Genomic DNA, 24,992 nt, shown 5'->3' with positions numbered 1-24,992 from the left:
GCCAATGGTGACAGCATTAATTTTTGACTCTGGTGTAGGTGGCTTAAGCATCTTTCAAGCAGTATCACGGTTAATACCACAACTTTCCGTGGTGTATGCCAGTGATAACGCAGCTTTTCCCTATGGCACCAAAGATGCTGACTGGTTACAGCAGCGGGTAGTTGATTGTGTACATGCTATTAGCAACCGTTGTTCGTTCGATATTATTATTATCGCCTGTAATACTGCTAGCACTATTGTGCTGCCTAGTTTACGTAGCTGTTTCGAAATCCCAGTTGTAGGTGTGGTTCCAGCAATAAAAACAGCAGCCCAGGAAACCAAAACCGGGTGTATTGGCTTACTTGCGACCCCCGGTACTGTGACCCGTCCTTACACTGATCAATTGATTAAAGACTTTGCTAGCCATTGCCAGGTGATCAAAATCGGCTCTACTGAGATGGTTGAACTAGCTGAACAGAAGTTAAGGGGCGAGCAAATTTGCCTTAACCGGCTGACTGCTGTTATTCAACCCTTATTTGATCAATCACAGGCCCATCCAGCCTCCTCTACTCATCAACCTGATCAGGTCGTGCTTGGCTGTACTCACTTTCCTTTGCTTCGAGAAGAATTACAACAACTAGCTCCCGATATAAGCTGGGTGGACTCAGGCACCGCTATTGCCAATCGAGTCGCCTCTTTACTACCACATATAACCCATATAGCAAACGACTCTGTTGGCTCTGCAACCAATCCAGTTCACTTAAAAAGTAATGGCCATATCGCCTTGTTCACTGAAGCGAACCAACAAATAAACCGGCTAATACCTGCGCTAAAACTGTTAGGAATTGAAGAAGTCGATTATTTAAATCTACCCGTTTAAATTTTAAAGCTACCGACTAACTTTTGTAACTTAGTCGATTGTTCATCTACCTCACCACAGGCTTGCAAGGTTTGTTGTAAACAATCAACTGATTCTTGGTTTAAGTGATTGATATGGGTAATTTCCTCATCCAAAGTACCCACTACTGAGGTTTGCTCTTCTGTTGCAGTCGCAACAGATTGGTTCATGCCATCTATTTCACCAATCACTGAATTGACTTCATTTAACATATTGCCCGCTTCATTCACCACATTCACACTTTGTCTGCTAAATTCCTGGCTTTTATTCATTGTTTCTACTGCTGTATGAACACCACTTTGTAACTCTTCAATCATACTGTGAATTTCTTGAGCAGACTCTTGGGTACGATGGGCTAGCCCTCTCACTTCATCAGCAACCACGGCAAAACCACGGCCAGCCTCACCTGCCCTGGCAGCCTCAATTGCCGCATTTAAAGCTAATAGATTGGTTTGCTCACTAATCCCTTTAATGACCTCTAATATTTTTCCAATGTTTTCAGTGTTAGCACTTAAGTTTTGAATGTGATCACTTGAACTAGTTATATTGCTCGACAGCTGTTCTATAATTTCAATGGATTGGCTCATTACAGTTTTGCCTTCCACCGTTGTATGCTTCGCTTCCGAAGCGCGATCAGAAGCTGATGCTGCATTTTGAGCAATTTCATGTGCTGCAGCACCTAACTGATTAATTGCTGTAGCAATACTACTAGTGCGGTGTGACTGTTCATCAGATTTATTCATGCTGGTTTCAGTCCATGACAACACTTTTTGAAATAACTCTGCTAGCGTAGCACTAGCTTGTGCAACGTTTTTTATAGACTCATGTATTCTACCAATGAATAAATTGAAATTATCGGCAAGCTGACCTAACTCATCCTTTGAGTTAACTTTAAGTCGCTTGGTTAAGTCTCCCTCTCCTGCTGCAACATCACTCATTGCAATAGAAATATCTGCAAGTGGTTTTAAGACCACCTTCATCATAAAACTCAGCAAGCCTACAATGAGTAATATGCCAACAAGGGTAAAAGTAACTGCCGACATCATAAACTGGTTAATAGCAGCAAATGCTTTTCCTCTATCCACTACCAAACCAATATACCAATCAACGGTTTTAATACCAGATATAGGCACAAACATGGTTAGCGCATCCATTTCTTCTACAATGGCCCGCTGCAAACCGCTATTCTTTATATCAATTTTTTTATTGCCATAGAAATCGCTAATGTTTTTTTCAACCCATTCACCATTAGGGTGAATAATAATTTTTCCATCACCAGTTGCCAGAAAACCATAACCTAAACCACCAAAGTCTTCTTTATTAACCATTTCAGAAATACTTTTTAGTGAAATATCTCCCCCTGCCACGCCAATAAAACTACCTTGCTGTTTGACATTGCTAACAGCAGTAATTAGCAGCTCTTTTGAGTCAGCATCAACGTATGGCTCGGTAAATGTATTAGCGTTTTTAGCTTTGGCTAGTTGATACCATGGCCGCTTACGTGGATCATAATCTGCACCACTGGGTTTATCATTATTATCAATAAATTTACCATCCTGCTCCCTGCCCACATAAACTGAATCAAACTGACTAGACCAACCTGCTTGGTCCACAATGGCCCTTACCCTTTGATCATCAACAGGCTTATCCAGACTTTTAGCTACTGCATCCATTATTTGCAGTTTATTGTTCATCCAGTCAGCAATACTATGGGCAGTTAATCCTGCTAATTGCCCTAAGTCTTTCACCAAGTCTGACTCTGTTTGGCTTTTAATTAATATATACTGGGATCCACTAAACCCAGCAAATGCAACTACCATTACAGCTGAAGCAGCAAAAAGTATTTTGTGGGTAAACTTCATAGGTAACCTATATTACTTACCATTCAGTTATTACCAAATCAGAACCTGTTAATACTACTTGTGATGGCTTAAGTAATATTGGCAGGCCATCTATACCTTTATATATAACTTATGCAGAATCCATCCTTAAGAATAGCTTAATAAAATGAAAATGCTTGTTATAATGCTTTTTTAGGATATGGACAGGCAAGTTACAATGAAAAAGTTAACCCAACAGGACTGGGAACACCGCAGCAAACAATTATCTTTCCCTAATCAAGCATTTATTAACGGCCAATGGCAAGCAGCCCAAGCCGGGGCAGTCTTTAATTGCATTAGTCCAATCGATGGCCGAATACTAAGTGAAGTGGCTAGTTGTACCCAAACAGATGTCGATTTGGCTGTTGCTGCAGCTAGAAATGCCTTTAATCAACAACTATGGTCTGGTCTCCCCCCTACAAAACGTAAAAAAATACTGCTTAAGCTGGCTAAGTTGATTTCCCAAAACCAGGAAGAGTTGGCTTTATTAGAAACCCTGGATATGGGAAAACCCATTAACGACAGTCTAACTATTGATATCCCTGCTGCAGCCCAATGTATCCAATGGCATGCAGAAGCCATAGATAAAGTATATGGTGAAATTGCCCCGACTGCAGCAGACACAATTGGTCTAGTCACCCGTGAACCGGTTGGTGTCGTAGGCGCAATCGTACCCTGGAATTTTCCTTTGCTGATGGCTTGTTGGAAAATCGCACCTGCCTTAGCAGCCGGCAACAGTGTTATTTTAAAACCATCAGAAAAGTCACCATTAACTGCATTAAAGTTAGCAGAGTTGGTTCACCAAGCAGGCATTCCAGCTGGTGTTTTTAATGTATTACCTGGGCTAGGCGAAGACGCTGGCAAAGCTATTGCACTTCATCCAGATATAGACACTTTAGTGTTTACGGGGTCAACTCGTACTGGCAAACAACTATTGATGTATTCGGGCCAATCCAATATGAAACGGGTATGGATTGAAGCAGGTGGCAAAAGTCCTAATATTGTTTTTGCTGATGCCCCTGATTTAAATGCCGCTGCCAAAGCAGCTGCCCAAGCTATTTGCTTCAATCAAGGAGAAGTTTGTACTGCAGGCTCACGCTTATTAGTAGAAAGCAGTATTCAAAACGAGTTTGTTAAATTAGTACAACTAGAGTTAGCCAGCTGGCAACCAAGCCACCCTTTAAACCCTGAAACCCAAATAGGTGCAGTTATTGATCAAACTCAACTGCAAACTATTTTAAATTACATTCAATTAGGTAAAGAGGAAGGCGCCCAATTAATAACTGGTGGTAACCAATGTTTACAAGACAGTGGCGGTTTATTTGTAGAGCCTACTATTTTTGATAATGTCACCAACCAAATGCGCATTGCCCAAGAAGAAATTTTTGGCCCAGTGCTGTCTTGTATCAGTTTTAACTCTATAGAAGAGGCAATTAACATTGCCAACGATAGTCAATACGGTCTTGCAGCAGCAATTTGGACTAAAGATATCAGCAAAGCTCACCGAGTAGCTAAGGCATTACGGGCTGGATCAGTCTGGATTAACCAGTATGACGGTGGTGATATGACGGCACCATTTGGCGGTTATAAACAGTCAGGTAATGGAAGGGATAAATCACTCCACGCCTTTGATAAATACACGGAAATTAAAGCGACCTGGATTCAGTTATAAAAATAAATAATAAGCTCCTTTATAGGAGCTTATTACACTCTTGCTTACTATTTTTCTTAAAACCTTTTAAAACTCATCCCATTCGCCATCATCTTCATAAGATACTGATGACTGGTGATTTTTAGACATTTTATGTTGTGTAACTGGCGATTTATACTGATTTATAGGCTTATTTCCTGGTCCTATAGTGTGAGTATGGCTATTATCACCACTTACTGTAATGACAGAATTGGCATCTAGACTGAAAAAGTTCATCAATCTATTCATTTTTTCTGCATGCTCATACTGGCTGCAGAAGATTCCTCTACTAATGCAGCATTTTGCTGAGTCATTTCATCCATTTGAGAAATGGCAGAGTTAACTTCATTAATACCAGACTCTTGCTCTTGAGCACTAGCTGTAATTTGATCAACCATCTTGCTGACTTTATCAACTGACTCAATTATTTCATTGAGTGTTTCACCCGACTTTTTAACTAACTCTGTACCATCATTAACCTTTAGCACACTATCTCGAATAAGGTTTTTGATTTCTTGAGCTGAAGTTGCAGAGCGTTGAGCCAAATTACGTACTTCTCCTGCCACCACAGCAAAACCTCTACCATATTCACCAGCTCTTGCTGCTTCAACTGCACTATTCAATGCTAACAAATTAGTCTGAAATGCAATTTCATCAATTACACCAACAATATCTTCAATTTTTTTGCTAGCCGTATTAATTTCTTCCATAGCAAGTACAGCTTGATTTACAACCTCTCCACCACTTTCTGCTTTTTCTTTAGCAGTTACTGACATCCGATTAGCTTCACGGGCATTTTCTGCATTACTTCTTACCGTGCTAGTCATCTCTTCCATACTAGCAGCAGTTTCCTCTAAAGAAGAGGCCTGCTCTTCAGTACGTGAACTTAAATCTTCACTACCCTGTGCTATTTGTTGGGCACCTGAGGCAACGGCTTCACTAGCAGACATAATTTCACCAATAATCTCAGTGAGACGCTCTATGGTAGAATTAGCATCAGCTTTCAATTTAGCAAAATCACCTTGGTAGTCTTTATCAATTTTCTCAGTTAAATTACCATTAGCTAATGCATCTAATACCCTAGCGGTATCATTAACCACCTATTCAGCAATATCAACCAATTTATTAATCCCCAAACTTAAATTACTAAAAAAACCCTCTTTATTTTTTCTTCAATACGCTTGGTTAAATCACCATTCACCGCTGCTGTGACAACACTATCAATCTCTTGTTCAATAGCCAATTCCTGAGTTCTATCTGCCCATTCAACAACGGAACCTAAACGCTCACCAGAATCACTAAATACTGGATTCACAATAATACGCATTGTTCTATCACCAAGAGTTAACTGGCTTTCAAAGGCACTATTCAAATCTTTCAGGATATTTCGCTGATGAGATGGATTTTTATGAAATACATCAATACAAGTTCCTACTAATTTATTGATATCAAAATTATTCAAGCCTTTCTTTATATCATCTTCAGCATTTCGCAACATTATATCTAATGAATTATTTAAATAAACTATTTCTAAATCATTATTTGCAATCATAACACTTGATGTAACACTGTCCAATGCTTGTTTCACTCTACTATTTTCGGCTGCAAGATGTTGTGTTTCTTTATCTTTCGCCAATTTCTCAGTTTGATCGTCCCACTCAACTACCGAACCTAGTCGCTCACCATTTTTATCTAGAATTGGAGTGGAAATTATATTAAAAGTACGCCTACCTACAGAAATTTTACTTTTATAAGTGCTAGTTAGCTCATTCAAAACTTTACGTTGATGTGCAGGATTTTTATGAAACCGGTCAATTGATCCTCCTAGTAAATTATTTGAATCAAAATTGTTAATTTCCTGCTTTATATCAGCTTCTGCTGCTTGCATCATTTCAACCGCTGACTCATTCATGTAAATAATATCAAAATTATTATCAGCAATCATGACATTAGTAGTTGCCACATCCAGTGCTTGTTTAACTCGGGAGCTTTCTTTCATTTGCTTTTGTAAACTATCTATATTTTCTTTGAGTTTTGCTTGTAAATCGACTAATCTGGTTATGACCGTACCTACTTCATCTTTAGACTGTAAAGATGTTACGTCTCTCGATTTATAATTACCTGAATTAATATCATCAAATATTTCTAATATAGTGCGAAGCCCTCGATTAATAACTTGATTAAACCACCAAGTAAATAATAATCCTATGCTTACCAATGCCAAAATAATTAATAAATGTTCTGTTCTTTCAGCTTTGATTGCCTCTAATTTTAATGACAGCAGTCTGGAGGTATTGGAGTCTATTTTTTGAAACAATTTATTTGACAGCTCTATTACTAGAGAGCCTTTAGAAAAAAGAATACTTCCAGATATACTACTCTCAACTCGAGTAGCCGTTGCATTTAGTATATTATCATTAATTTCTTGTAAAAAATATTTATTGCAGAATCCAATTCCTTTTCATAGTTTACAAGATTTTGTTTAAGTTCAATGTCATTGGTATTACTGTAAGCTATAACTAACATCTTTTTAAGATTACTGATATAACTCTTAACATTCCTAATATGTAGTTTTAATTCAACTCTTTGGTCAAATGTTATCTCTTGTTTATTTATTATCTCTGTTGCGCTCCCCCTAAGCTGGCCTAACTCATTAATTAAAACAGGAAGAACATTTACTTCAACATTAAATAAGTAGTTATTGGCAACAGAAGCATCTAAAATTAACTTAGACTGAGTACTATCATGCAATATAAGATCATGAATTTGTTTAATTAACTGATTGTGTGTATTGAAAGATTGAGTAGCCTCTATATTAAAGGAAGTCAGTTTTAGGTTTTCCCATTCATTTTTAATCGATGATAGCTTATGGTTTATAATCAATACTGAGCTATGTTTAACATCAAGTTGTTTTAAATTTTCTAGATTATTTTCGATATTATTTCGCTCAGATTGTATCTGTGATGCTAGATTTTTATTACCATTAAGATAAGCATTTGTTAAATCACGATGCTTCGCCAGACTCATTTGCAAAGGATAAGTATTAATTAAATATTCCTTACCAACCATCTGCTTTTCAACAAAATTAATGTGGTAATTTTCAGAGTCAAGAAAAAATTTCAATAACATTACCGTTGGAATAAATAATATTATTGAGTATATAGATAACTTAAATGAAAGATTTAAGTCTTTCACCCATTGAGATAACTTTTTTTCCCATCATGTTGAGGTCCTCCCTTGACTCTTAACAAGGTTAGCTAATCACTAATATCCTGCCAACTTAGAAAAGATCTGATTTTTAAAATTTAGTCATATAGAATAATAAAGATACAAGCGCTATCCTAACAGCGCCTATAATGAAGGAATTAAGAAAAATATATGATCTGAAAACTGTTGGATTTTTTAAAATCAGCCAAGTAACATATTATTTATCATAATTTTTTATATTTATACAGCTTCTTGCACTGATTCAGTTGACTCTTGATTTTGACTAAACTCAATACCAACTTTTGATTCAAATATTTTAAACTGATCCAAGCAGTATAAACCGGATTCACTTCGTATTAACATTGATTTAACATGCTTAGCTATTTTTTTAATTTCAAAATCTGATGTTTCTGATTTAAGCAAATTTACTATATCTGTACCTATTAATATTCTTGAGTTGAACTTTTGTTTTGCTATTAGTTTCACACTACTCTCAATAGCAGAACCAGACATTGTATTATTGGTAACCTTGAATTCACCATAAGCAGTACTACTATGCAACATATCACCAAAACTAAAGAGGAGTCCCTGAATATGCTCTAAAGCAAGTAATTCATGCAGTATCAATAGCTTAATATCGTCCTGACTATAACCACTATCAAATGGCCTTACTCTGACAAATGCTTCTTTTAGTTTATAACAATATACATTTAACTCTTTAGATACATCATGCTGAAATATATTTTTTATTGCTTTTAGTACGGCAGCATGTTGGTATTTTTTTATAATTGAAGAAAGATCTATATACGTCACTACCGCATCTTTTATCATAAATAGACTCCATTTAAATTTTTTATTTATAATATGCCATTAACCTACTGTTTTTCCCCAAACTAGCTTAGAAATAACCATACCTGTTAATTTTTGGATAGTCCATAGATAGTTTATATATTTTACCTAATTTACCATATTGCTTACATAGAGGTTTAAATAAGACAGTATTATGTCTAATAATTTGTATCCCACATTCACCAGACCTCTGCCATACTGAATTATCAAATGGTCTCAATATACAAACTTTCTCAGAATTAAGTATTCTACTTAAACTAAATAATATCAACCTCCGATATATTATTTATAAGTTACAATATAAAACACGAAAATCATATGCCCAAAGCATAAGACAAACTGATATTGACTTAGGTTCAATTTTTAAAATTACAGTGGATAACATTTCTGATAAATGAACTATAATTATAGTAGTTAGGTAATAACACAACCAAAAGAATATATAAAACAATAGCTTATTCAATATTAGCAATAAGCATCCAATCTGCCATAAAATTGTATAATAGTATACATAAAACAGATTCGGTTTGGTATCATCTTATATGCAAGACAAACTTTTCTTAATTTTATTAGTTAACTACTCTCTAGTTATTAGTGTCATTGCTTTTATTGCCTTAAAGCAACTAAATAAAATTAACAAAAAAGGAAAAGATTATTTGTCAAACAAATATAATATTATAGAAAAATACTTAAAGCTAAATTTAGATGAAATTTCAGATGAAATTAGCCTTAACGGAGATTTAAGTACTAAGGAATTTTTGAAATTAAAAATATCAAAAAGGCACATTTTATATCTTAGGCGAATTTTATTCAACTCAGAGATAGAACTTTTTCAACACGCCATAAACAATGAAAAAATATATTCAATAAAAACAGAATATAACTCTTTTATTGAAAGAACACATAGAGAAATCAGCAAATTAGTAGAAAAGAAGCAAGTAGATTACATTACTTATTTAAATAACCAGTTGCAATTACTAAATGAACAACAATCCTATCATGGCAAGTCAACTTTAAGTAATGCTTCTATTGTAGGTTTGACGTTACCTAATTTTTTAACATTAAGGAAAGAGCTTATTAAACTTGAAGTTTCTGCATTAAAAAGAAAATTAGAACAAAATAATTTCCACCATTTTTTGCACGAGAGATATAAAATACTCTTTAACAAACTTCTATCTACTAATGAAAAAATTGATGTAGAAAAAATAAATGATATATACATCATAAATCTAGAAAAAAAACATACTAAAGAGATTAAGTCTTACCAAGATAAAATCAAAAAGCTCGAAGAGCTAAAAGAATCTTATGAAACTATAATTGACGAATTAAGTAATAAAGGAGTGCCCAAAATAGATGACAGCAAACTAAATGATGAAATACTGCAAAATTTCACTAATTTAATCAAAGCCTCAAATGAAAAGATATTATCTCTTGAAAAAGAAATTAAAGATTATGAGCTAGCCATTTCAGAAATAAATGCAAAAAATGACCGACTTAAGAAAAAAGATACTTCAGCTATTGACTCAGATGATATTGAAGAGAAAAAAATGCTGCAAGAGTTCTTTGAAGATATAACTAAACTCACTAAGAAGATAAATAACTTAGAGAATGAAAAACTTACTCTTGAACAACAACTAAAAGAAAAAAATAAAATTATCCTCTCACTTAAGTCATCAGACTACAAACAAGCTTACGAATCCGCTATTAGTAAGCTAAAAATGCTAAACCATTCCTATGAAGAGCTTGAAGAAATGTATATTAAACTGTTGAAACAGCACCAAAACCAGGGAACAGATATAAAGAAAGTAAGTTAATCACGAGATTCTTAGGGTTTTGACGAAGCAGTTTGCTTTATGTTCTTTGAGCCTTAATGATTTTTCAAGATTTTAAAGTAAGCTAGGGTTTGTTAACACTATAAGCCTATAAGTGATAACACCCCCTAAAAGTCTTCGTGAATGGTATACTATGCAGCGACCCAACTTCTTTGCCCTGTAAATCTAGCGCTTAAGTATTCCATTTGATCACCTAAAATATTACGGTTAGCAAGATACATAAATTCAAAAACATTGGGCTTGAATGGAATTGCTAACAATTGCATACCGGCTTGTTCTGGTGTACAACCGCCTTTATAACCATTACAACGTTGGCATGCAGCGACTACATTCGTCCAAATGTCAGCACCACCTTGCACTCTTGGAATAATATGATCACGAGTTAACTCTTTATCTGTAAATATTTCTCCACAATACATACAATGAAACTCATCACGTCTAAATAAAAGAGAGTTACTTAGTGCTGGCGTAAAATTTTTCTTTTTATAATTGCCGTCACAAGCAATTATCGGTGCTAAATCCAATTCTGATCGAGACCCGTTTTGATTGAAGCCGCCCCTCAAATTGTAACTCTTTTCCCCTAATGACCACAGTACCTGTTGTTTAACATACAGTATTGCAGCTTCATTTTTTGAAAGCCAGGAAATTGGTAAGCCTGATTTATTTAAACGTAAGATTTTCATTATCACTACTCACTGATATCTCTATTATTTTCACCAGTAGAACTGAATGGATTTGTAGAGGGTTACTAGTTTCATTTTATTCCTTTATTAGGGTGCTTATATAAATACACTTTCAGATTAACCCTTTAAGATATAATTAAAACGAAGGGCATATTATGGGCACAAGGCACACTGCCTTCTTGAAAGGCATACTCTTACTTTCTATTAGGCATAAAAAAACCCGGAGCTTGTATGCCTTCCGGGTTCTTTTAAAAGTTTATCTTTCAAAAACTACCTTAGAAGGCTCATGCGCCTCCTAAAGTTAGAGACGCAATTACTGGATTGGTTCCTGGTTCAGGTCATAGCTACCCTTGCCCGTACCTATTGTTAGGCAGTGTACCCTGGATAAATATGACTGATTTGACGGTAGTTGTTGCATCTCTTGTTACCGAATATACTCTTTATAAATAATGTCTTAAGGACGTTCTCTGATTGTAAACGTTTTCTACGTGTTTGTTTAAAATTTAGGTATCTTAATGCTATAAATAATAATGTCAAGCCTTTAGGGCACCTTTATTCAACTCGGTATCCAACCCCATGCACTGTTTTAATTATTGCAGGATTCTTAGGGTCCACTTCTATTGCCTTCCGTAGTTTTGATATATGCTGGTCTAAAGTACGACTTGATGCAATATAGCCACGCCCCCAACAGTGATTAAACAAAGCATCTCGATCAACTACTTTACCTCGCTCTACATATAATAAGCTGAGAATCTTGATATCTCGTAAGCTCAGATCAATTATTTGCTCTCCCCTTTGAGCCCTCAGCTCATCAGGGTAAATAACTAAACCAGAAATTGTAAATGTACTGACTTTTGTTACTTTGGACTGTAACCGTAAATAACGACGAGTCACGGCACGAATTCTTGCGACAACCTCTCGGGTGCCAAATGGTTTCATAATATAATCATCAGCTCCTAACTCCAAGCCAAGTACCTGATCAATTTCTTCCGATTTGGCAGTAATAAAAATAACTGGGATATCTTGATTAATTTGTCGAATTTCACGACACAAAGTGTAACCGTCTTTCTCTGGCATCATTATATCCAATAGAACTAAATCAGGATGCTCAGCCTGAAACAGCAGCCATGCTTGTAGACCGTTTTCTGCAAGAATACAGTAGTATCCCTCATTGCTGAGCAAGTCGTTTAATCCTTCTCGGATAAAAGTATCATCTTCAGCTATTAACACTTTCATTGATATATACCCATCATTCAGACGAGACATTAATACTCAAGACAAGGCAAGTACCCACTTCCATACCTGAAAGGGTTAAGTCTCCTCCATGTAGCCTTGCTAATTGCCTGGCAATATTCAACCCAATACCAGTACCACTAATACCATCGGTTAGTTTTGAACTTACTCTGTAGAATGGTTCAAAAATTCTATTACGGGCATACGTAGGAATTCCAGGCCCATAGTCTTGAACTGTTATTTTACAATGTTCATTCAGCAATTGAGTAGTTACACTAATATTTTTCCCATCATGTGCATATTTTTCAGCATTACTGAACAAATTATTCAGTATTTGCTCAATTACTCCTTTATCAAAATAAACAGGCTGTTCAGCAGAATAACTAACCTCAAACTGCATACCTTTATTATGAAGAGTAGCTTCAAAAGCGACTATCGTGTTTTTAACACATTCATCAATAATACCTGGCAGTTTATTTATTTTAATTGCATTACGCTGAGCCCGAGAAAAATTAAGTACATTTTCAATTAACCTTGAAAGGCGCAAGCTCTCTCCCGTAATTACCTTTAAGTATTTACTTTGTTGCTGATCTTCCTCATATAACTGATCAGTTAATAACTCTGCATACATTCGTATATTAGTCAGTGGTGTTTTTAGCTCATGAGAAACTTGATTAACAAAGCTTACTCGTTGCTGTGCTTGAATCATTTCTCGTTGTTGTTCACGGTAAAAGTAAACACCTAAACCAATTAGCGCAATCATAAAAGCCAACAAACCAGTTAAAGTACCAACCCAATTTAGATTAACCATTTTTGAATTATCACCAAAATATGCAACCTTCCAATTCGCTAACGGTGGCGACAAATAACGGGTTCCTAACGCTTGTTCATTTTCTTTAATAACATAGCTACCCCACTGATACAGGATATTTGATTTATCATTAAGCAACCGAATTGCAGATTGATGCAGGCTTTTACTATATTGAGATGCATCTGGTAAACGATTAATTAAGTCTGATAACATTCGCATTCGGTTTAAATCAAAACCAATCACCCGATTTAGCGAGTCTTTTACCCAGAATAATAATCGGTGGTGGTTCCCTGAATACCAACTAATCCAACCACTAGATAAAATATTAGGTGCAAAACTCGCTACTGCTTTCTTCTGACTAGCAGGACTGGCAAAAGCTTCTACTTCTAATCGTGCCGTACTGTCAGTAGATACCTGCAACTGCTGTGCTTCGTCTTGGCTGGCCAAGTGCTGAAATAGCTCTGGATTACTCCATATGGGTTTGGTTTGGCTAATAAAATTCTCCTCCTTAATTGATATTTGATTATTGGAAGGAAATAGTAAGCTTCCTGAATTCGCTAAAATAAAAATATTCTGCACTAAAGGTGAGGCTTGCAAATAGTCCCTTACTTGATCGGTTAATTTCGACTGCTGTAAATTAGCCAAGGTTTGCTGATCCGATCTTAATTGTATTTCAAGTTGTTCAAAGTAGGCTTGTAACTCTCGTTCCACTCTTTTCAGTTGTGAGTCTATTAAGCTTTGCGCTTGATGAGCCTGAACGATCTGCTCATTTTTTTGTAACTCATAGCTTAACCAGGAAAGAATACAAATAGGTAGGGTAATAAGTAACACCAACACATATTTAATTTTCTGTTGTGCCGTCAGTTTTCTCATTTCACTCCTCAGAGAATAATGCAAAACTACCTCAAATTAAGCTTCCTCTCCCTCCCTTTGGGAGAGGAAGCTTGATTAGGCTAATAACTCTGTTGCTTAGCCCGTTTGTATTGTTTCTCTTTCAGCAGTTTCCGATTTTTATTCCAATCAGCCTCAGATTCAAGTGCAGCTGCATCACCCAATACTTCTTCCTGTTGTTTTTTCAATTTTTCAGATTTCACTATTTTTGACTCTTCAGCAAGATAATCAGCACTCTGTTTTAACGCAGCTTTTGCTGCAGGAATATTACCTTCATCTCTTAGCCTGATCGCTTTCTTAGTCTCCTCATTTGCTACCTGTTCAACAGAATCTTCATAGACATCTTTATTAATTGCTTCCACAACCTGTTGCTTAGATTGAGAAAAACTTGCTACAGCTAACCCTGACAGAGCCTCCTGTTTTTTGTTAAACATGTTGTTATAGTTTACTTGTACTGAAGCTATGTCTTTTTGCTGGCCAGCTTTACCTGGTGGCACTTCCACTTCTAGAATCAAGTATTTTTCTTGAGTGCTATACAACTGATTAAGTCGGGTTCTTACTTTATTGCCAATCACTTCTCCCTCACGGCCAAGAATTCGAATCGGCCGAACTCCACTGGCACAATGAATTTCAATATTCACCCCCTGAGCAATCACAGATAAAACATCACCAAATTCACTATGAAATATTTTTGCCAGATCCTGAGCATTTTCTACAAAAGCATGGTTACCATCACTATATCCAGCTAGTTGGGTCATTAAATCTTCATTATAACCCAGTCCTAAACCAATAGTGGTAACACTAATGCCCTCTTTAGCTAGTGAAGCGCCTAACTGACCAAGCTCAGACGGTAACTGAGGCCCCACATTAGCTAAGCCATCAGATAATAAAATAACCCGATTTACTCGGTTAGCACTGATATATTTACGAATTTCATCAGCACCTTTACTAACTCCCGCAAAAAGAGCTGTTGATCCATTTGCCTGAATCTGTCTTATCATATTGGCAATATTTGTCTTATTAACCACTTTAGTAGCAGGAACTACTACACTCACAGTAGTGTCATAAGTCACTACAGAAACGATGTCCTCCGCCCCTAACTGATTAATTGCCATAATCGCTGCATCTCTGGCATGACGAATTTTATTGCCCTGCATAGAACCTGATTTATCTAGGACAATAGCTATATTGGTAGGGGTTCGTTTAACTGTGGCTTGATCTGGTTTAATACCTGTTAATGAAATTTTCACAAAAGCTTTTTGTGCTTTATCTGCTTCTAATACTGGGGTGGCTAAATCTACTGCCAGATTAATGGGCTCTACTCTCGCGCTGGCAATAGTTGCAACCAGCATTAAGCTGCTTACCACACCTGCGGCGAGTTGTTTGAAATTACTTACTTTCATGGCTACTCTCCTGATTGATTAGCTGTTATCTTCCACTGTAATGGCTAAACCCCATGCTGTGGTCAGACAAAAGTAAGTGATATGTAAAATGTTTGTAAAAGCTGTTGTAAGTCTTTTTGGTGCTTTCAAGGAGAGTAGCAAAATCAATGTACAGCAAATATCAAGGTGATCCAAAACCTGCATCAGCTATGTGAAACTAGAAACCAGTTGCAATATAATTTTTTATTTCCTATCCAATATTACAGGTCCGGTACCTTCTGCAGCCAATTTGTCATCTTCATTGTAAATTGGACAGTTTTTCATTGATAAACATCCGCAGCCAATGCAGCCTGTCAACGAATCCCGCAGTCGCTCAAGATATGCAATGCGCGCATTGATATCATCCCGCCAGCTGGTTGATAGTAACTGCCAGTCTTCCATTGTGGGGGTACGGTTATCCGGCAATGCAGCAAAAGCTTTTTTGATAGACGCTAAACTAATTCCCATTTTTTGGGCTGCTTTTATCACCGATATTCTCCGTAGCACATCAGGCTTGTAACGCCTCTGATTACCAGCATTACGCCAGCTACGGATAAGCCCCTTTTCTTCATAGAAGTGTAAGGTGCTTACTTTAAGCCCGCATCGTTTGGCAACTTTACCAACGCTCCAAGTCGCTTGTTGCATAGGACCTCCAGAGTTTTTTAAATAATAGTGAAAAAAACACTTTACCTCAAGTTAACTTGAGGTTTTATCCTGCAACGGAACAAGAGCACTAGCCAACAAAACAAGGAGAAAACCGTATGTATCTTGAGCATGTAAACCTAGTGGTATCAAATATCCCTAAAGTACTGGCTTTTTATCAAGCAGCTTTTCCCCACTGGAAAATCCGTACAGAAGGTAGCGGTCATTGGAATGGCAAGCCTCGAAACTGGATACACTTTGGTGATGATTATCACTACATCGCATTTAGTGATCATGGCAAAGGGGAAAATAGGAATTTAGAAGGCCATCAAGTTGGGTTCGCCCACTTTGCCTATGTCACCAACAGTATTGAAACCACAATTTCTCGTCTCAAAAGTGCCGGTTTTGAAATCCACAAAGAAGGTGTAGAAGAGCCATACCGCAAGAATGTGTACTTTCTTGATCCAGCAGGCTACGAAGTAGAGTTTGTTGAGTATTTAAGTGATATTCCTGAGCAAAGAAACCTTACACGTTAATATACCCTTCCCTTTGAAGTTACCAAAAAGGAGAGCATATGAAAATTTTAGCATTTGCAGCAAGTAATAATAAAAGTTCTATTAATCAACGACTAGCGTTGTATACAGCTAATCTGATCGACAATGCCAAAGTTGAAACACTGAATATTAATGATTACGAAATGCCCATCTTCAGTGACGAGAGAGAAGCACAATTGGGGCAACCCAAAGAAGCTAAAGCATTTTTCAATAAGCTTGCTGAAGCAGATGCTATTATTGTTTCTTTTGCTGAACACAACGGTACTTTTACAGCTGCTTTCAAAAATCTGTACGATTGGACCTCCCGAATTAACAAATCCATATTCGGTAATAAACCAACTATTTTTCTTGCGACCTCACCTGGCCCCAGTGGTGCCCAAAGTGTTCTAAGAGCCGCCGTGGAATCAGCTCCCTTCATGGGAGCTGATATTAAAGACAGTGTTTCTATTCCAAACTTCTTTAATAATTTTGATACAGAAAATAATCGACTTATCAATCCAAAATTTGAAACAAAAATAAAGCATGCTGTAGCTCAATTGACCAATTCGGTTGTTCCAGTTGTTTATAAGTAACATTGAGTTCAGGTCATGTATTGCCATATCTGCTGATGGCCCCCTAAACAGTACCCTGTTCTAAAGCAATACAACATCTTCAGGGAGCCATTGATACAGTAAGATATTTAGGGCAAAACAAGACCTGCCCCCAAGGATTTAAACTGTACTCAATGCCTGCGCTTTACTGCTTTGCCTGCGAATCAACCAAAGTAATAAATAAGTGACTGGAATCATCAATACTGCGTAGCCTAGCTTAAAGGTAAAGTTTTCTGTCATATAGGCCCAGGTTTCTATGCTGGCTAGTTTTTCAATATAAAATAATGCTATCCACACTATGGTATAAACTATTTGCCCCAAGCCTGTTGATGTAATAGACCTAAACCAGAGTTTTTTACCACGCATTAAACCCTTTAACCGAGAAAAACAAACAGCATTGGTAAAGTCAGCAGCAACCAGACATATTGCATTAATGCAAAATAAATATGGCAACTTATTAAATACAGTTGAATAATGCATCACAATGTCTTGTGATGCTAAATTAGTAAGCTGTAACGATGCATATAAGCCTATGGCAACTATCAATAATGTTGTGGCTGCCGACCAGATGACTTTTCTTACTGTTCGATAACCAAACAATTCTGAGATAAGATCAATCACCATAAAAGTGAGAGGAAAAATCAAAATACCGCCGGGCTGAGTAAAGCCTAAAATTTCGATCTTTTTTGGTGATATGGGAATAGCCACCAACAAAAAGCCAATAAACAGCGCAACTAGTAATGGCAACCAATTCCAATAACTGTGTATAGTCACAACCACTTGGCCATTACTATCATTAATAAAAATTCGGTCATCAAACCGCTTAGCTACTTGTGCTATATGTCTAGCATCTGTATCTGAAAAGTGTTCTATTATGTTTTTTTCGACTAGTTTTACAGCCGCTTCAGTATAGCTAACCCCATTTTTACTTTGAAAAGTAACCTTTCCATGTTCACTGATTTCTCTTAGAATAAAAAAACAGCCTTGTAATTGCATTGAGCATACTCCTATTGATACATAACAGATAAAACAACTGCCGTAAATGGGTTACGACTACTTCCAATTTGTGAGTGAGGCTGAAAAAAAATAGGTGTAAGCTTTTTTCTTCCTTGGATAACTGCAGCTTTACTTAATGTTATCCCATGCACACCCTTATTAATGATGATACTGTTTTCCGGGTATTGGTCATCATACAAATAACGCAGTATTAACAACGCCCCTTTTGGTAAAAAACTGATAAACTCCTTGGTAACCCTTATAACCAAGTAGTCCTCCATATCTATTTGGTGGTTTTGCACCAAATAACGTAAGCTGCCATTACTTGTTCTACTGTCAGCAGCGACAACAACATCCCAGTCGTATATGGGTAACTGAATAACCAAACCTTGCTGTTGATTTTGAGATGAGCCAACTTCACCCGATTTTAGCTCTGCCGCTCCAACACCAGTCATTAACCAAATATCACTTACGTTTAACGCTTTTGCTATTTTTTTAATTTGTTTAGCATACTTCTTAAAGCCGGAATTAGAGAGTTGAGTTAATTTAAACAAGCTAATATCTGCTTGTTTTGCAAGCTCAGCATACGTTAATCCTCTAGCACGCATGGCTTCACTTAGCCTATCAGGAAATTCGTTTGACCCCATGCAAGCTGCTATCTGCCAAGTTATAAAGTACCAGCATTCTAATACTAAAGTTCTAGTTGTCAAATAGCAGTTTAAGCAACTTATATTAAATTGGTTATTTCATGTTCTAAGCAAGGCATTTCATCAGTTATCAGAGATGTTGGCTTTTTTCTCGAATATCAAAAAAATAGGAGTATTGTGTTTGTTAGTATTTACATTTTTAATTTAAAAAAAGCTCTCCTATACTCAGCCTTAGTAACAGCCATATCTTCTGCTGCTGCACAAAAAATATCCTTAAATATTACGGGTAAATTGGCTGTTATTGCTTGTGAAAAATTAGCTCTGTTAAAATAAGCTTGGGCAGGTCCTGACTCAAACAAATCCCACAGTTTTAATGGTGAAGCTAGTTCAGTCACAAGGCTGTCTTCCTCTGCATAATCAACACCATAACCTAAACTTTGAAAAAACTTAGTATATTCATCAATTGTGGTTAAATGAAACCAAGGACAATGGTAACTGCTATAGATTTCTTTTAGCTGCTCATTTGATATTGTTTGGTCAATCACCTGCTGTAGTTCAAAACACCAATTCTTAAGTGGTGTTTGAATTGCCAAACAACTATTTTTAGTCATTAATTGTTGTATTCGCTTTAATGTTACGGCTGGCTTTTTAAACCAATGCATTACAGAGTTAATGAAGACAATATCGAATCTACTGAATGATTCCAGTGCTATTGTTTCGATATCACCTTCCAGAAAGCAACCTCTTGGCAAGTATTGTTTAGCGGTATTAATCATACCAGGGGATATATCTATTCCCACAATATCCCCTGTTGTTAGGCTAGCCATAACGGATGATAGGCGTCCATCACCACAACCAATATCGATTATACTTTCACCACCGTGTAAAACAAGTTGGTTTATTAGCTTCACACCTGCCGATTGCTGGTTAATACCTAATCGATGATACTCCTTGGCTACCCTTGAAAAATCAACTGTCATAATCCGCTCATTACCCTCATTGGCATTTATTTACATGTGATGTATTGAGATTTGATTATATCAGCAACTATAGTCTTTTAAATACAATAAGGCAGTTGTTTTACTTTACTTTGTGGATTAATAATATATAAATAAAAATCGAGTTGAGATAACTAAACATAGAAATCATTCGTGAAGAGTATATATTTAAATTCGAAACTGTTGCACTAAACTATTCAGCTCTTGCCCCATTGAATGCAGACGATTTGAATTCTGGCTAGTGGCTTCCATACCGTGTGACATTTCACTCACTGCATCAGCAATTCTGGTAATGTTTTTATTAATTTCTTCAATAACCGAAGTTTGCTCCTCTGAAGCAGTTGCTATTTGATGATTCATTTCAGTAATCACACCAATCGAGTCCTTAATTGCGGTTAGTGATTCACCCGCTTCTTCTGCTTGGTGTGAGGTACTATCACTCAACTCACGACTCACTGTCATCACTTTTACAGCTGTCGCAGATTGCTGCTGTAACCGAGTAATCATCTCATGTATTTCCTGGGTACTACTTTGAGTTCGACTTGCTAGTGTTCTAACTTCATCCGCAACTACAGCAAAACCTCTTCCCTGTTCTCCTGCACGGGCCGCTTCTATAGCGGCATTTAACGCTAATAAATTAGTTTGTTCAGCAATACTACCAATCACGCCTAATACTGAACCTATGTTTTCTGTTTCGTTGCCTAATGCATCCATTACTTTTTCTGCTTCTTGCAACTGTTCTGCAAGTGAAGCAATAGAGTTGATTGTGTTTATCACAATATCATTACCTTTTAATGCACTTGTTTGTGCATTAGTAGCTTCATCAGCTGCCTGAGTTGCACTAGCTGCTATCTCTTGTGCAGTTAGCGACATTTCATTAATAGCTGTTGCAACCTGTTCTGTTTCAGATGCTTGGGCATGCATTTGCTTACTGCTCGTCTGTACGACATTGTTAATTTCTGAACTTGCGTCATTAATATGTGATGATGCATCTGCTACTTTTTGAATAATACCGTGTAACTTAGCGACAAAGGTATTAAAAGCTTCTGCCAATTTGCCCATTTCCGACTGACCACTAATTTCAAGTCGCTTAGTAAGGTCACCTTCTCCTTCCGAAATATCACACATTAACTCAACTGTACCTTTAATTGGACTAGTAATTGAGTTGGTTACCAAAATGGAACAAAAGCCTAAAATAATAACTGCAACGGTACCTACCCCCAAAATTGTCATTAATGTCTGCTGTTTTGCTTCTTCTGCTTTAGCTCTTAGTACACTAATTGTTTTATCTATTCCATCGATATAAAATCCTGTGCCTATAAAAATCTGCCACTTTTCCAGAGGTAGTGCATAACTAAGTTTTGGTTCTGGTGTTTTGGAACCTGGCTTTTCCCATACATATTCAACATAACCCCCACCTTTTTTAGCTGCTTCAATTAACAGTTTTATCAGCAGTACACCATTAGGGTCTTTTAATCCAATTAAATTTTTTCCTTCAAGCTGCTGAGGCTTAGCACCATGCACGACTGCTAAGCCATCATATTGGTAGGCAAATAAATATCCTTCTTTTCCATAACGTATTTGCCTAAGTATTTTGAATGCTTCTTGTTTTGCAGTGTCGCTATTACTTTCATAGACATGGCTAATAGCTGTATTTGCCATATCTAAATATCCTTTTAACTCAGCTTTTTTTTCTTCAATTAATGTGTTTCTGAAACTGCCAAGCTCATACTCAATAAATTTATCTGTTGTCATATAGCTAATAACACTAATAAGCACAGTTATTACTATAACAGGAACTATTGCTATTAATAATATTTTATGTTTTAAGTGCAACATTTTTTTACAGCCTTACACTACAATTCGAGCTTGCAAGCATTGCTTCAAGAATAGCTGATCGTAATATTTTAGCGAGGCAGCACTGATAAAAGCACACAATACACAAAGTATACTCTTCGCGAATAATTTTTAGGCTTTGTTAGCATCACTCTGGCCACCAAGGATGGTGGAAATTCAGTTAATGCATGGAGCATTTAACTGTCATCCCAGTCATTTAGTTTATCTAAGCGTCCAGTAGATTTGCCCTGGACTTCATCTATCGGTGGCCTCGCACTTGTGAGAGCAAAAATTTACATAACAGGTTTGGAGTAAAACCCCTCTTCCTACTGTCAATAACATCACAGTTATCAACCAACAGTACAAATGTTCAAAAAACAAGCATTCTTGTTAAAGTTGGAACATTGCTACTTGTTCATTTGACAATGGTTGGTTAAGCAACGTAGTTTTTTGCCAGTTTGTAGAAATAACAAAACAATGTAGCTAAAAACTCATAGCCCACTATAGGATGAAACAGAGGTTAAATATGGTACCACTACGCCGCTCGTTGTTAGCTTTATCAGTTTGTGCACTACTTAGCGGTGGCTATGCCATAACAACAACGGCAAGTACTCCTGCCAAAGGCTATAGCCAAACCATTAGCTTACCTAGCATTCAGTATGAAAAGTTTACATTACCTAATGGACTAACTGTTATTGTCCACGAAGATCGTAAAGCCCCTGTTATTGCAGTAAATGTCTGGTACAAAGTTGGCTCAAAGGATGAAGTACCAGGTAAAACAGGCTTCGCTCATTTATTCGAGCACTTGATGTTTCAAGGCTCTGAAAACTATAAAGGCGAATTCTTTGAGCCATTCGAAAAAGCCGGCGCAACAGACCAAAATGGCACCACAAATAGTGACCGTACTAATTATTTTGAAACAGTACCAACCAACGCGTTGGATATGGCTTTATGGATGGAGTCTGACCGTATGGGGCACTTCCTTGGCAGCATTACCAAAGCCAAATTGGATGAGCAACGAGGGGTTGTCCAAAATGAAAAACGCCAAGGTGAAAACCAGCCTTATGGCAAAGTATGGGAGTTAATTACCAAAGCCAGCTTTCCTTCTGGACACCCCTACTCATGGGAAACCATCGGCTCAATGGAAGACTTAAATGCAGCTAGCCTTGAAGATGTAAAGAACTGGTTCAAACAATACTACGGCCCTAATAATGCCATATTAGTGCTTTCTGGAGATATTGATGCTGCAACAGCTAAATCCAAAGCGTTACAGTATTTTGGTGATATCCCTCCAGGGCCATCAGTAACCAAAGCCTATAGTTGGGTAGCCCCATTAACAGAAAACAAACGCTTCAGCATGACTGACCGGGTGCCACAATCACGCCTGATTATGGTTTGGAATACTCCAGCATCAGGAACCAAAGAAGCTGAGCAAATGTCTTTAGTAGCCAACCTGCTTAGTTCAGGTAAACAATCACGGCTTTATAAGCGCCTAGTCCATGATGATAAACTGGCTTCCTCCGTTAGTGTGTTTAATCACAGCAGACAGCTAGCTGGACAGCTATTTATTATGGCCGATGCCAAGCCAGGTATTTCATTGGCTAAATTAGAACGTGCTATCAAAGAAGAGTTATCACGTTTACAAAGTAGTGGGCCTACTTTAGATGAGTTAGCGTTGGTTAAAACTCAGCAAGCTGCTGGCTTTATTCGCCAATTAGAACGAGTAGGTGGTTTTGGTGGCAAGTCAGATATTCTGGCTGCTGGTGAATTTTACGCTAATGATCCCGCTTTTTATTTAAAGTCTTACGAATATCAGAAAAAAACTTCTCCAGCCGATATTCGTAAAGTGATGAAAAAATGGCTGACCAAAGGCAAAGTTGTTGTAGAAGTTGAACCAACAACAAAATTAACCAAAACCAAATCAACCGTAGATCGGAGTGCTGTACCAGGTGCTGGTGAGGTTAAGCCATTCAAACTACCTGAAGTTAGCCAAACCACTCTAAGTAACGGCCTAAAAGTACTATTAGCAAGTCGGCCTGGTACTTCAACAGTAGAAATGGACTGGTTATTTGATGCTGGCTATGCAGCAGATGCACAACATAGTCCAGGTACTGCCAATTTTACCCTGGCCATGATGAAAGAAGGCACCAAAAGCAAAGACAGCATTGCCCTGGATAAAGAATTAAGCAAGTTAGGCGCAGACATTAGCGTTGGCTCATCAGTTGATAGCTCATCGGTATCGTTAAGCGCACTGAAAGATAATATTGAAAAAAGTGTTGCCTTAGCAGCCGATGTCATTCAAAACCCCGCTTTTAGAGCTGCAGACTTCGACCGATTACGCTCTAATTGGCTGGACAGTATTGCCCAGGAAAAAGCCAGGCCCTTCAGCACAGCTTTACGGGTATTACCACAACTGTTGTATGGCGTTAAACATGCTTACAGCACTCCTTGGACTGGATCAGGTACTGAAGAGTCAATCACTCGATTAAATATAGGTGATTTAACCAAGTTTCATAAACAATGGGTTCGTCCCGATAATGCCCAGCTGATCGTTGTAGGCGATATTCACATGGAAGAGCTGAAACCATTACTGGAAAAGCAACTGGGTAAATGGCAAGCACCTAAAACACCTATGCCGGTTAAGAATCTAGCCGATGCAACCAAAGGCCAAGATACCCAAATTTATTTAGTAGACAAACCAGGAGCAATTCAATCGACCATAATTGCTGGTCAGCTATTGCCATCTTCTAAAGATGATCGCTCCTTAACTATGAAAATTGCTAATACTATTTTGGGTGGGCAGTTCAGTGCCCGGCTTAATATGAACTTGCGGGAAGATAAGCACTGGTCTTATGGTGCTTACAGCAAGCTCAATAGCGCTGTTGGGCAACGGCCATTTATTATGTATGCCTCTGTCCAAACCGATAAAACTTCACCTGCATTACAAGAGCTACAAAAGGAAGTAAAACAGTATGTTTCCAATAAACCAGCTTCAGCAGATGAGCTGAAAAAAGTTAAAGATAACTGGTTACGAAGTAAAGCAGGTGCCTACGAAACGAATGGAGCTTTATTATCTGCTATTAGTGGTTTGTTAGAAGTAGATCGGCCACTGGATGATTTATACAACTTTGATCAACGGGTAAGTAATATTTCTTTGAAAGATGTGCAACAAGTGTCTAAAGAATTACTTGAACCCAATAAGTTAACGTGGGTTATTGTTGGTGATTTGAAAAAAATTGAGCCATCCATTACCCAACTTAAGCTAGGTAAAGTAACCAAACTGGATAAAAACGGTAACCCGCTATAAATCTCCTGTAGCTTCAGCTTCACCCAGTAATTATTCTAAACTTCTGGG

General features: G+C 37.2%; 21 protein-coding genes. 6 read left to right on the top strand and 15 right to left on the bottom strand.

All coding sequences use genetic code 11. The features are described from left to right. Nucleotides 1-4 precede the first annotated feature (4 nt). Nucleotides 5-859 carry a glutamate racemase gene (gene murI / locus G4Y78_RS00895; protein ID WP_163830805.1) on the top strand — a complete coding sequence of 285 codons (855 nt, stop codon included), beginning with the start codon at nucleotides 5-7 and terminating at the stop codon, nucleotides 857-859. Here the strand turns inward: murI and G4Y78_RS00890 are convergent. Continuing rightward, a complete protein-coding gene (locus tag G4Y78_RS00890; protein WP_163830804.1) occupies nucleotides 856-2,739 on the bottom strand; it encodes a methyl-accepting chemotaxis protein in 1,884 nt (627 codons plus the stop codon). The two genes, murI and G4Y78_RS00890, sit on opposite strands and share 4 nt — an antisense overlap. 196 nt (nucleotides 2,740-2,935) lie before the next feature. Here G4Y78_RS00890 and G4Y78_RS00885 point away from each other — a divergent pair, with 196 nt between their 5' ends. Beyond that, nucleotides 2,936-4,429: an aldehyde dehydrogenase gene (locus G4Y78_RS00885; RefSeq protein ID WP_163830803.1), complete on the top strand. Its 1,494-nt coding sequence runs from the start codon at nucleotides 2,936-2,938 to the stop codon at nucleotides 4,427-4,429. A 66-nt stretch (nucleotides 4,430-4,495) separates the two neighbouring features. Here G4Y78_RS00885 and G4Y78_RS00880 read toward each other — a convergent pair whose 3' ends face one another. From G4Y78_RS00880 to G4Y78_RS00860, 5 genes are all read right to left on the bottom strand, one after another. Beyond that, nucleotides 4,496-4,696, bottom strand: coding sequence for a hypothetical protein (locus G4Y78_RS00880; protein ID WP_163830802.1), 201 nt, complete (start codon nucleotides 4,694-4,696; stop codon nucleotides 4,496-4,498). Continuing rightward, on the bottom strand, nucleotides 4,693-5,547 hold the full coding sequence (locus G4Y78_RS00875; RefSeq protein WP_163830801.1) for a methyl-accepting chemotaxis protein: 855 nt from the start codon (nucleotides 5,545-5,547) through the stop codon (nucleotides 4,693-4,695). Before G4Y78_RS00875 ends, G4Y78_RS00880 begins: the two co-directional genes overlap by 4 nt. A gap of 38 nt (nucleotides 5,548-5,585) precedes the next feature. Next, nucleotides 5,586-6,764, bottom strand: a complete 1,179-nt coding sequence (locus G4Y78_RS00870) for a PAS domain-containing protein (RefSeq protein WP_163830800.1) — start codon at nucleotides 6,762-6,764, stop codon at nucleotides 5,586-5,588. A gap of 86 nt (nucleotides 6,765-6,850) precedes the next feature. Then, entirely contained in the window at nucleotides 6,851-7,642 is a 792-nt protein-coding gene (locus tag G4Y78_RS00865; RefSeq protein ID WP_163830799.1) for a hypothetical protein, read from the bottom strand. A 252-nt stretch (nucleotides 7,643-7,894) separates the two neighbouring features. Next, complete coding sequence (locus G4Y78_RS00860) at nucleotides 7,895-8,485, bottom strand: hypothetical protein (protein WP_163830798.1); 591 nt, start codon at nucleotides 8,483-8,485, stop codon at nucleotides 7,895-7,897. A gap of 560 nt (nucleotides 8,486-9,045) precedes the next feature. Between G4Y78_RS00860 and G4Y78_RS00855 the strand changes: the two genes are divergently transcribed. After that, nucleotides 9,046-10,317 (top strand): coiled-coil domain-containing protein, encoded by a 1,272-nt coding sequence (locus G4Y78_RS00855; RefSeq protein WP_163830797.1) that lies wholly within the window; start codon nucleotides 9,046-9,048, stop codon nucleotides 10,315-10,317. A 149-nt stretch (nucleotides 10,318-10,466) separates the two neighbouring features. Here the strand turns inward: G4Y78_RS00855 and G4Y78_RS00850 are convergent, their stop codons facing one another. The 5 genes from G4Y78_RS00850 to soxR all read right to left on the bottom strand — a co-directional run bounded on the left by G4Y78_RS00850 (nucleotide 10,467) and on the right by soxR (nucleotide 16,019). Beyond that, complete coding sequence (locus G4Y78_RS00850; RefSeq protein WP_163830796.1) at nucleotides 10,467-11,018, bottom strand: HNH endonuclease; 552 nt, start codon at nucleotides 11,016-11,018, stop codon at nucleotides 10,467-10,469. 552 nt (nucleotides 11,019-11,570) lie between these two features. After that, nucleotides 11,571-12,254, bottom strand: a complete 684-nt coding sequence (locus tag G4Y78_RS00845; RefSeq protein WP_163830795.1) for a response regulator transcription factor — start codon at nucleotides 12,252-12,254, stop codon at nucleotides 11,571-11,573. Between the two features lie 13 nt (nucleotides 12,255-12,267). Next, nucleotides 12,268-13,935: a sensor histidine kinase gene (locus G4Y78_RS00840; protein ID WP_163830794.1), complete on the bottom strand. Its 1,668-nt coding sequence runs from the start codon at nucleotides 13,933-13,935 to the stop codon at nucleotides 12,268-12,270. 80 nt (nucleotides 13,936-14,015) lie between these two features. Then, nucleotides 14,016-15,356, bottom strand: coding sequence for a vWA domain-containing protein (locus G4Y78_RS00835; RefSeq protein ID WP_163830793.1), 1,341 nt, complete (start codon nucleotides 15,354-15,356; stop codon nucleotides 14,016-14,018). A gap of 222 nt (nucleotides 15,357-15,578) precedes the next feature. Continuing rightward, the gene (soxR, locus tag G4Y78_RS00830; protein ID WP_163830792.1) at nucleotides 15,579-16,019 is read right to left on the bottom strand and encodes a redox-sensitive transcriptional activator SoxR; all 441 of its coding nucleotides are present in this window, start codon (nucleotides 16,017-16,019) and stop codon (nucleotides 15,579-15,581) included. A 116-nt stretch (nucleotides 16,020-16,135) separates the two neighbouring features. On the opposite strand from soxR, the gene G4Y78_RS00825 reads away from it, so the two are divergent. Beyond that, entirely contained in the window at nucleotides 16,136-16,552 is a 417-nt protein-coding gene (locus G4Y78_RS00825; RefSeq protein WP_163830791.1) for a VOC family protein, read from the top strand. Nucleotides 16,553-16,590: 38 nt separating this feature from the next. Then, nucleotides 16,591-17,142, top strand: a complete 552-nt coding sequence (locus tag G4Y78_RS00820) for an NADPH-dependent FMN reductase (protein ID WP_163830790.1) — start codon at nucleotides 16,591-16,593, stop codon at nucleotides 17,140-17,142. Between the two features lie 138 nt (nucleotides 17,143-17,280). Here G4Y78_RS00820 and G4Y78_RS00815 read toward each other — a convergent pair whose 3' ends face one another. The 4 genes from G4Y78_RS00815 to G4Y78_RS00800 all read right to left on the bottom strand — a co-directional run bounded on the left by G4Y78_RS00815 (nucleotide 17,281) and on the right by G4Y78_RS00800 (nucleotide 21,556). Beyond that, entirely contained in the window at nucleotides 17,281-18,156 is an 876-nt protein-coding gene (locus G4Y78_RS00815; RefSeq protein WP_163830789.1) for a queuosine precursor transporter, read from the bottom strand. Nucleotides 18,157-18,167: 11 nt separating this feature from the next. Further along, complete coding sequence (locus G4Y78_RS00810) at nucleotides 18,168-18,803, bottom strand: helix-turn-helix domain-containing protein (RefSeq protein ID WP_163830788.1); 636 nt, start codon at nucleotides 18,801-18,803, stop codon at nucleotides 18,168-18,170. 191 nt (nucleotides 18,804-18,994) lie between these two features. Next, nucleotides 18,995-19,783, bottom strand: coding sequence for a class I SAM-dependent methyltransferase (locus tag G4Y78_RS00805; RefSeq protein ID WP_163830787.1), 789 nt, complete (start codon nucleotides 19,781-19,783; stop codon nucleotides 18,995-18,997). Between the two features lie 186 nt (nucleotides 19,784-19,969). Continuing rightward, nucleotides 19,970-21,556 carry a methyl-accepting chemotaxis protein gene (locus tag G4Y78_RS00800; protein WP_163830786.1) on the bottom strand — a complete coding sequence of 529 codons (1,587 nt, stop codon included), beginning with the start codon at nucleotides 21,554-21,556 and terminating at the stop codon, nucleotides 19,970-19,972. 607 nt (nucleotides 21,557-22,163) lie between these two features. On the opposite strand from G4Y78_RS00800, the gene G4Y78_RS00795 reads away from it, so the two are divergent. Further along, entirely contained in the window at nucleotides 22,164-24,944 is a 2,781-nt protein-coding gene (locus tag G4Y78_RS00795; RefSeq protein WP_163830785.1) for a M16 family metallopeptidase, read from the top strand. The last annotated feature ends 48 nt before the right edge of the window (nucleotides 24,945-24,992 follow it).

The organism is Spartinivicinus ruber, assembly GCF_011009015.1.
GTDB lineage: Bacteria > Pseudomonadota > Gammaproteobacteria > Pseudomonadales > Zooshikellaceae > Spartinivicinus > Spartinivicinus ruber.
This window is presented reverse-complemented; position numbering and strand designations above follow the sequence as displayed.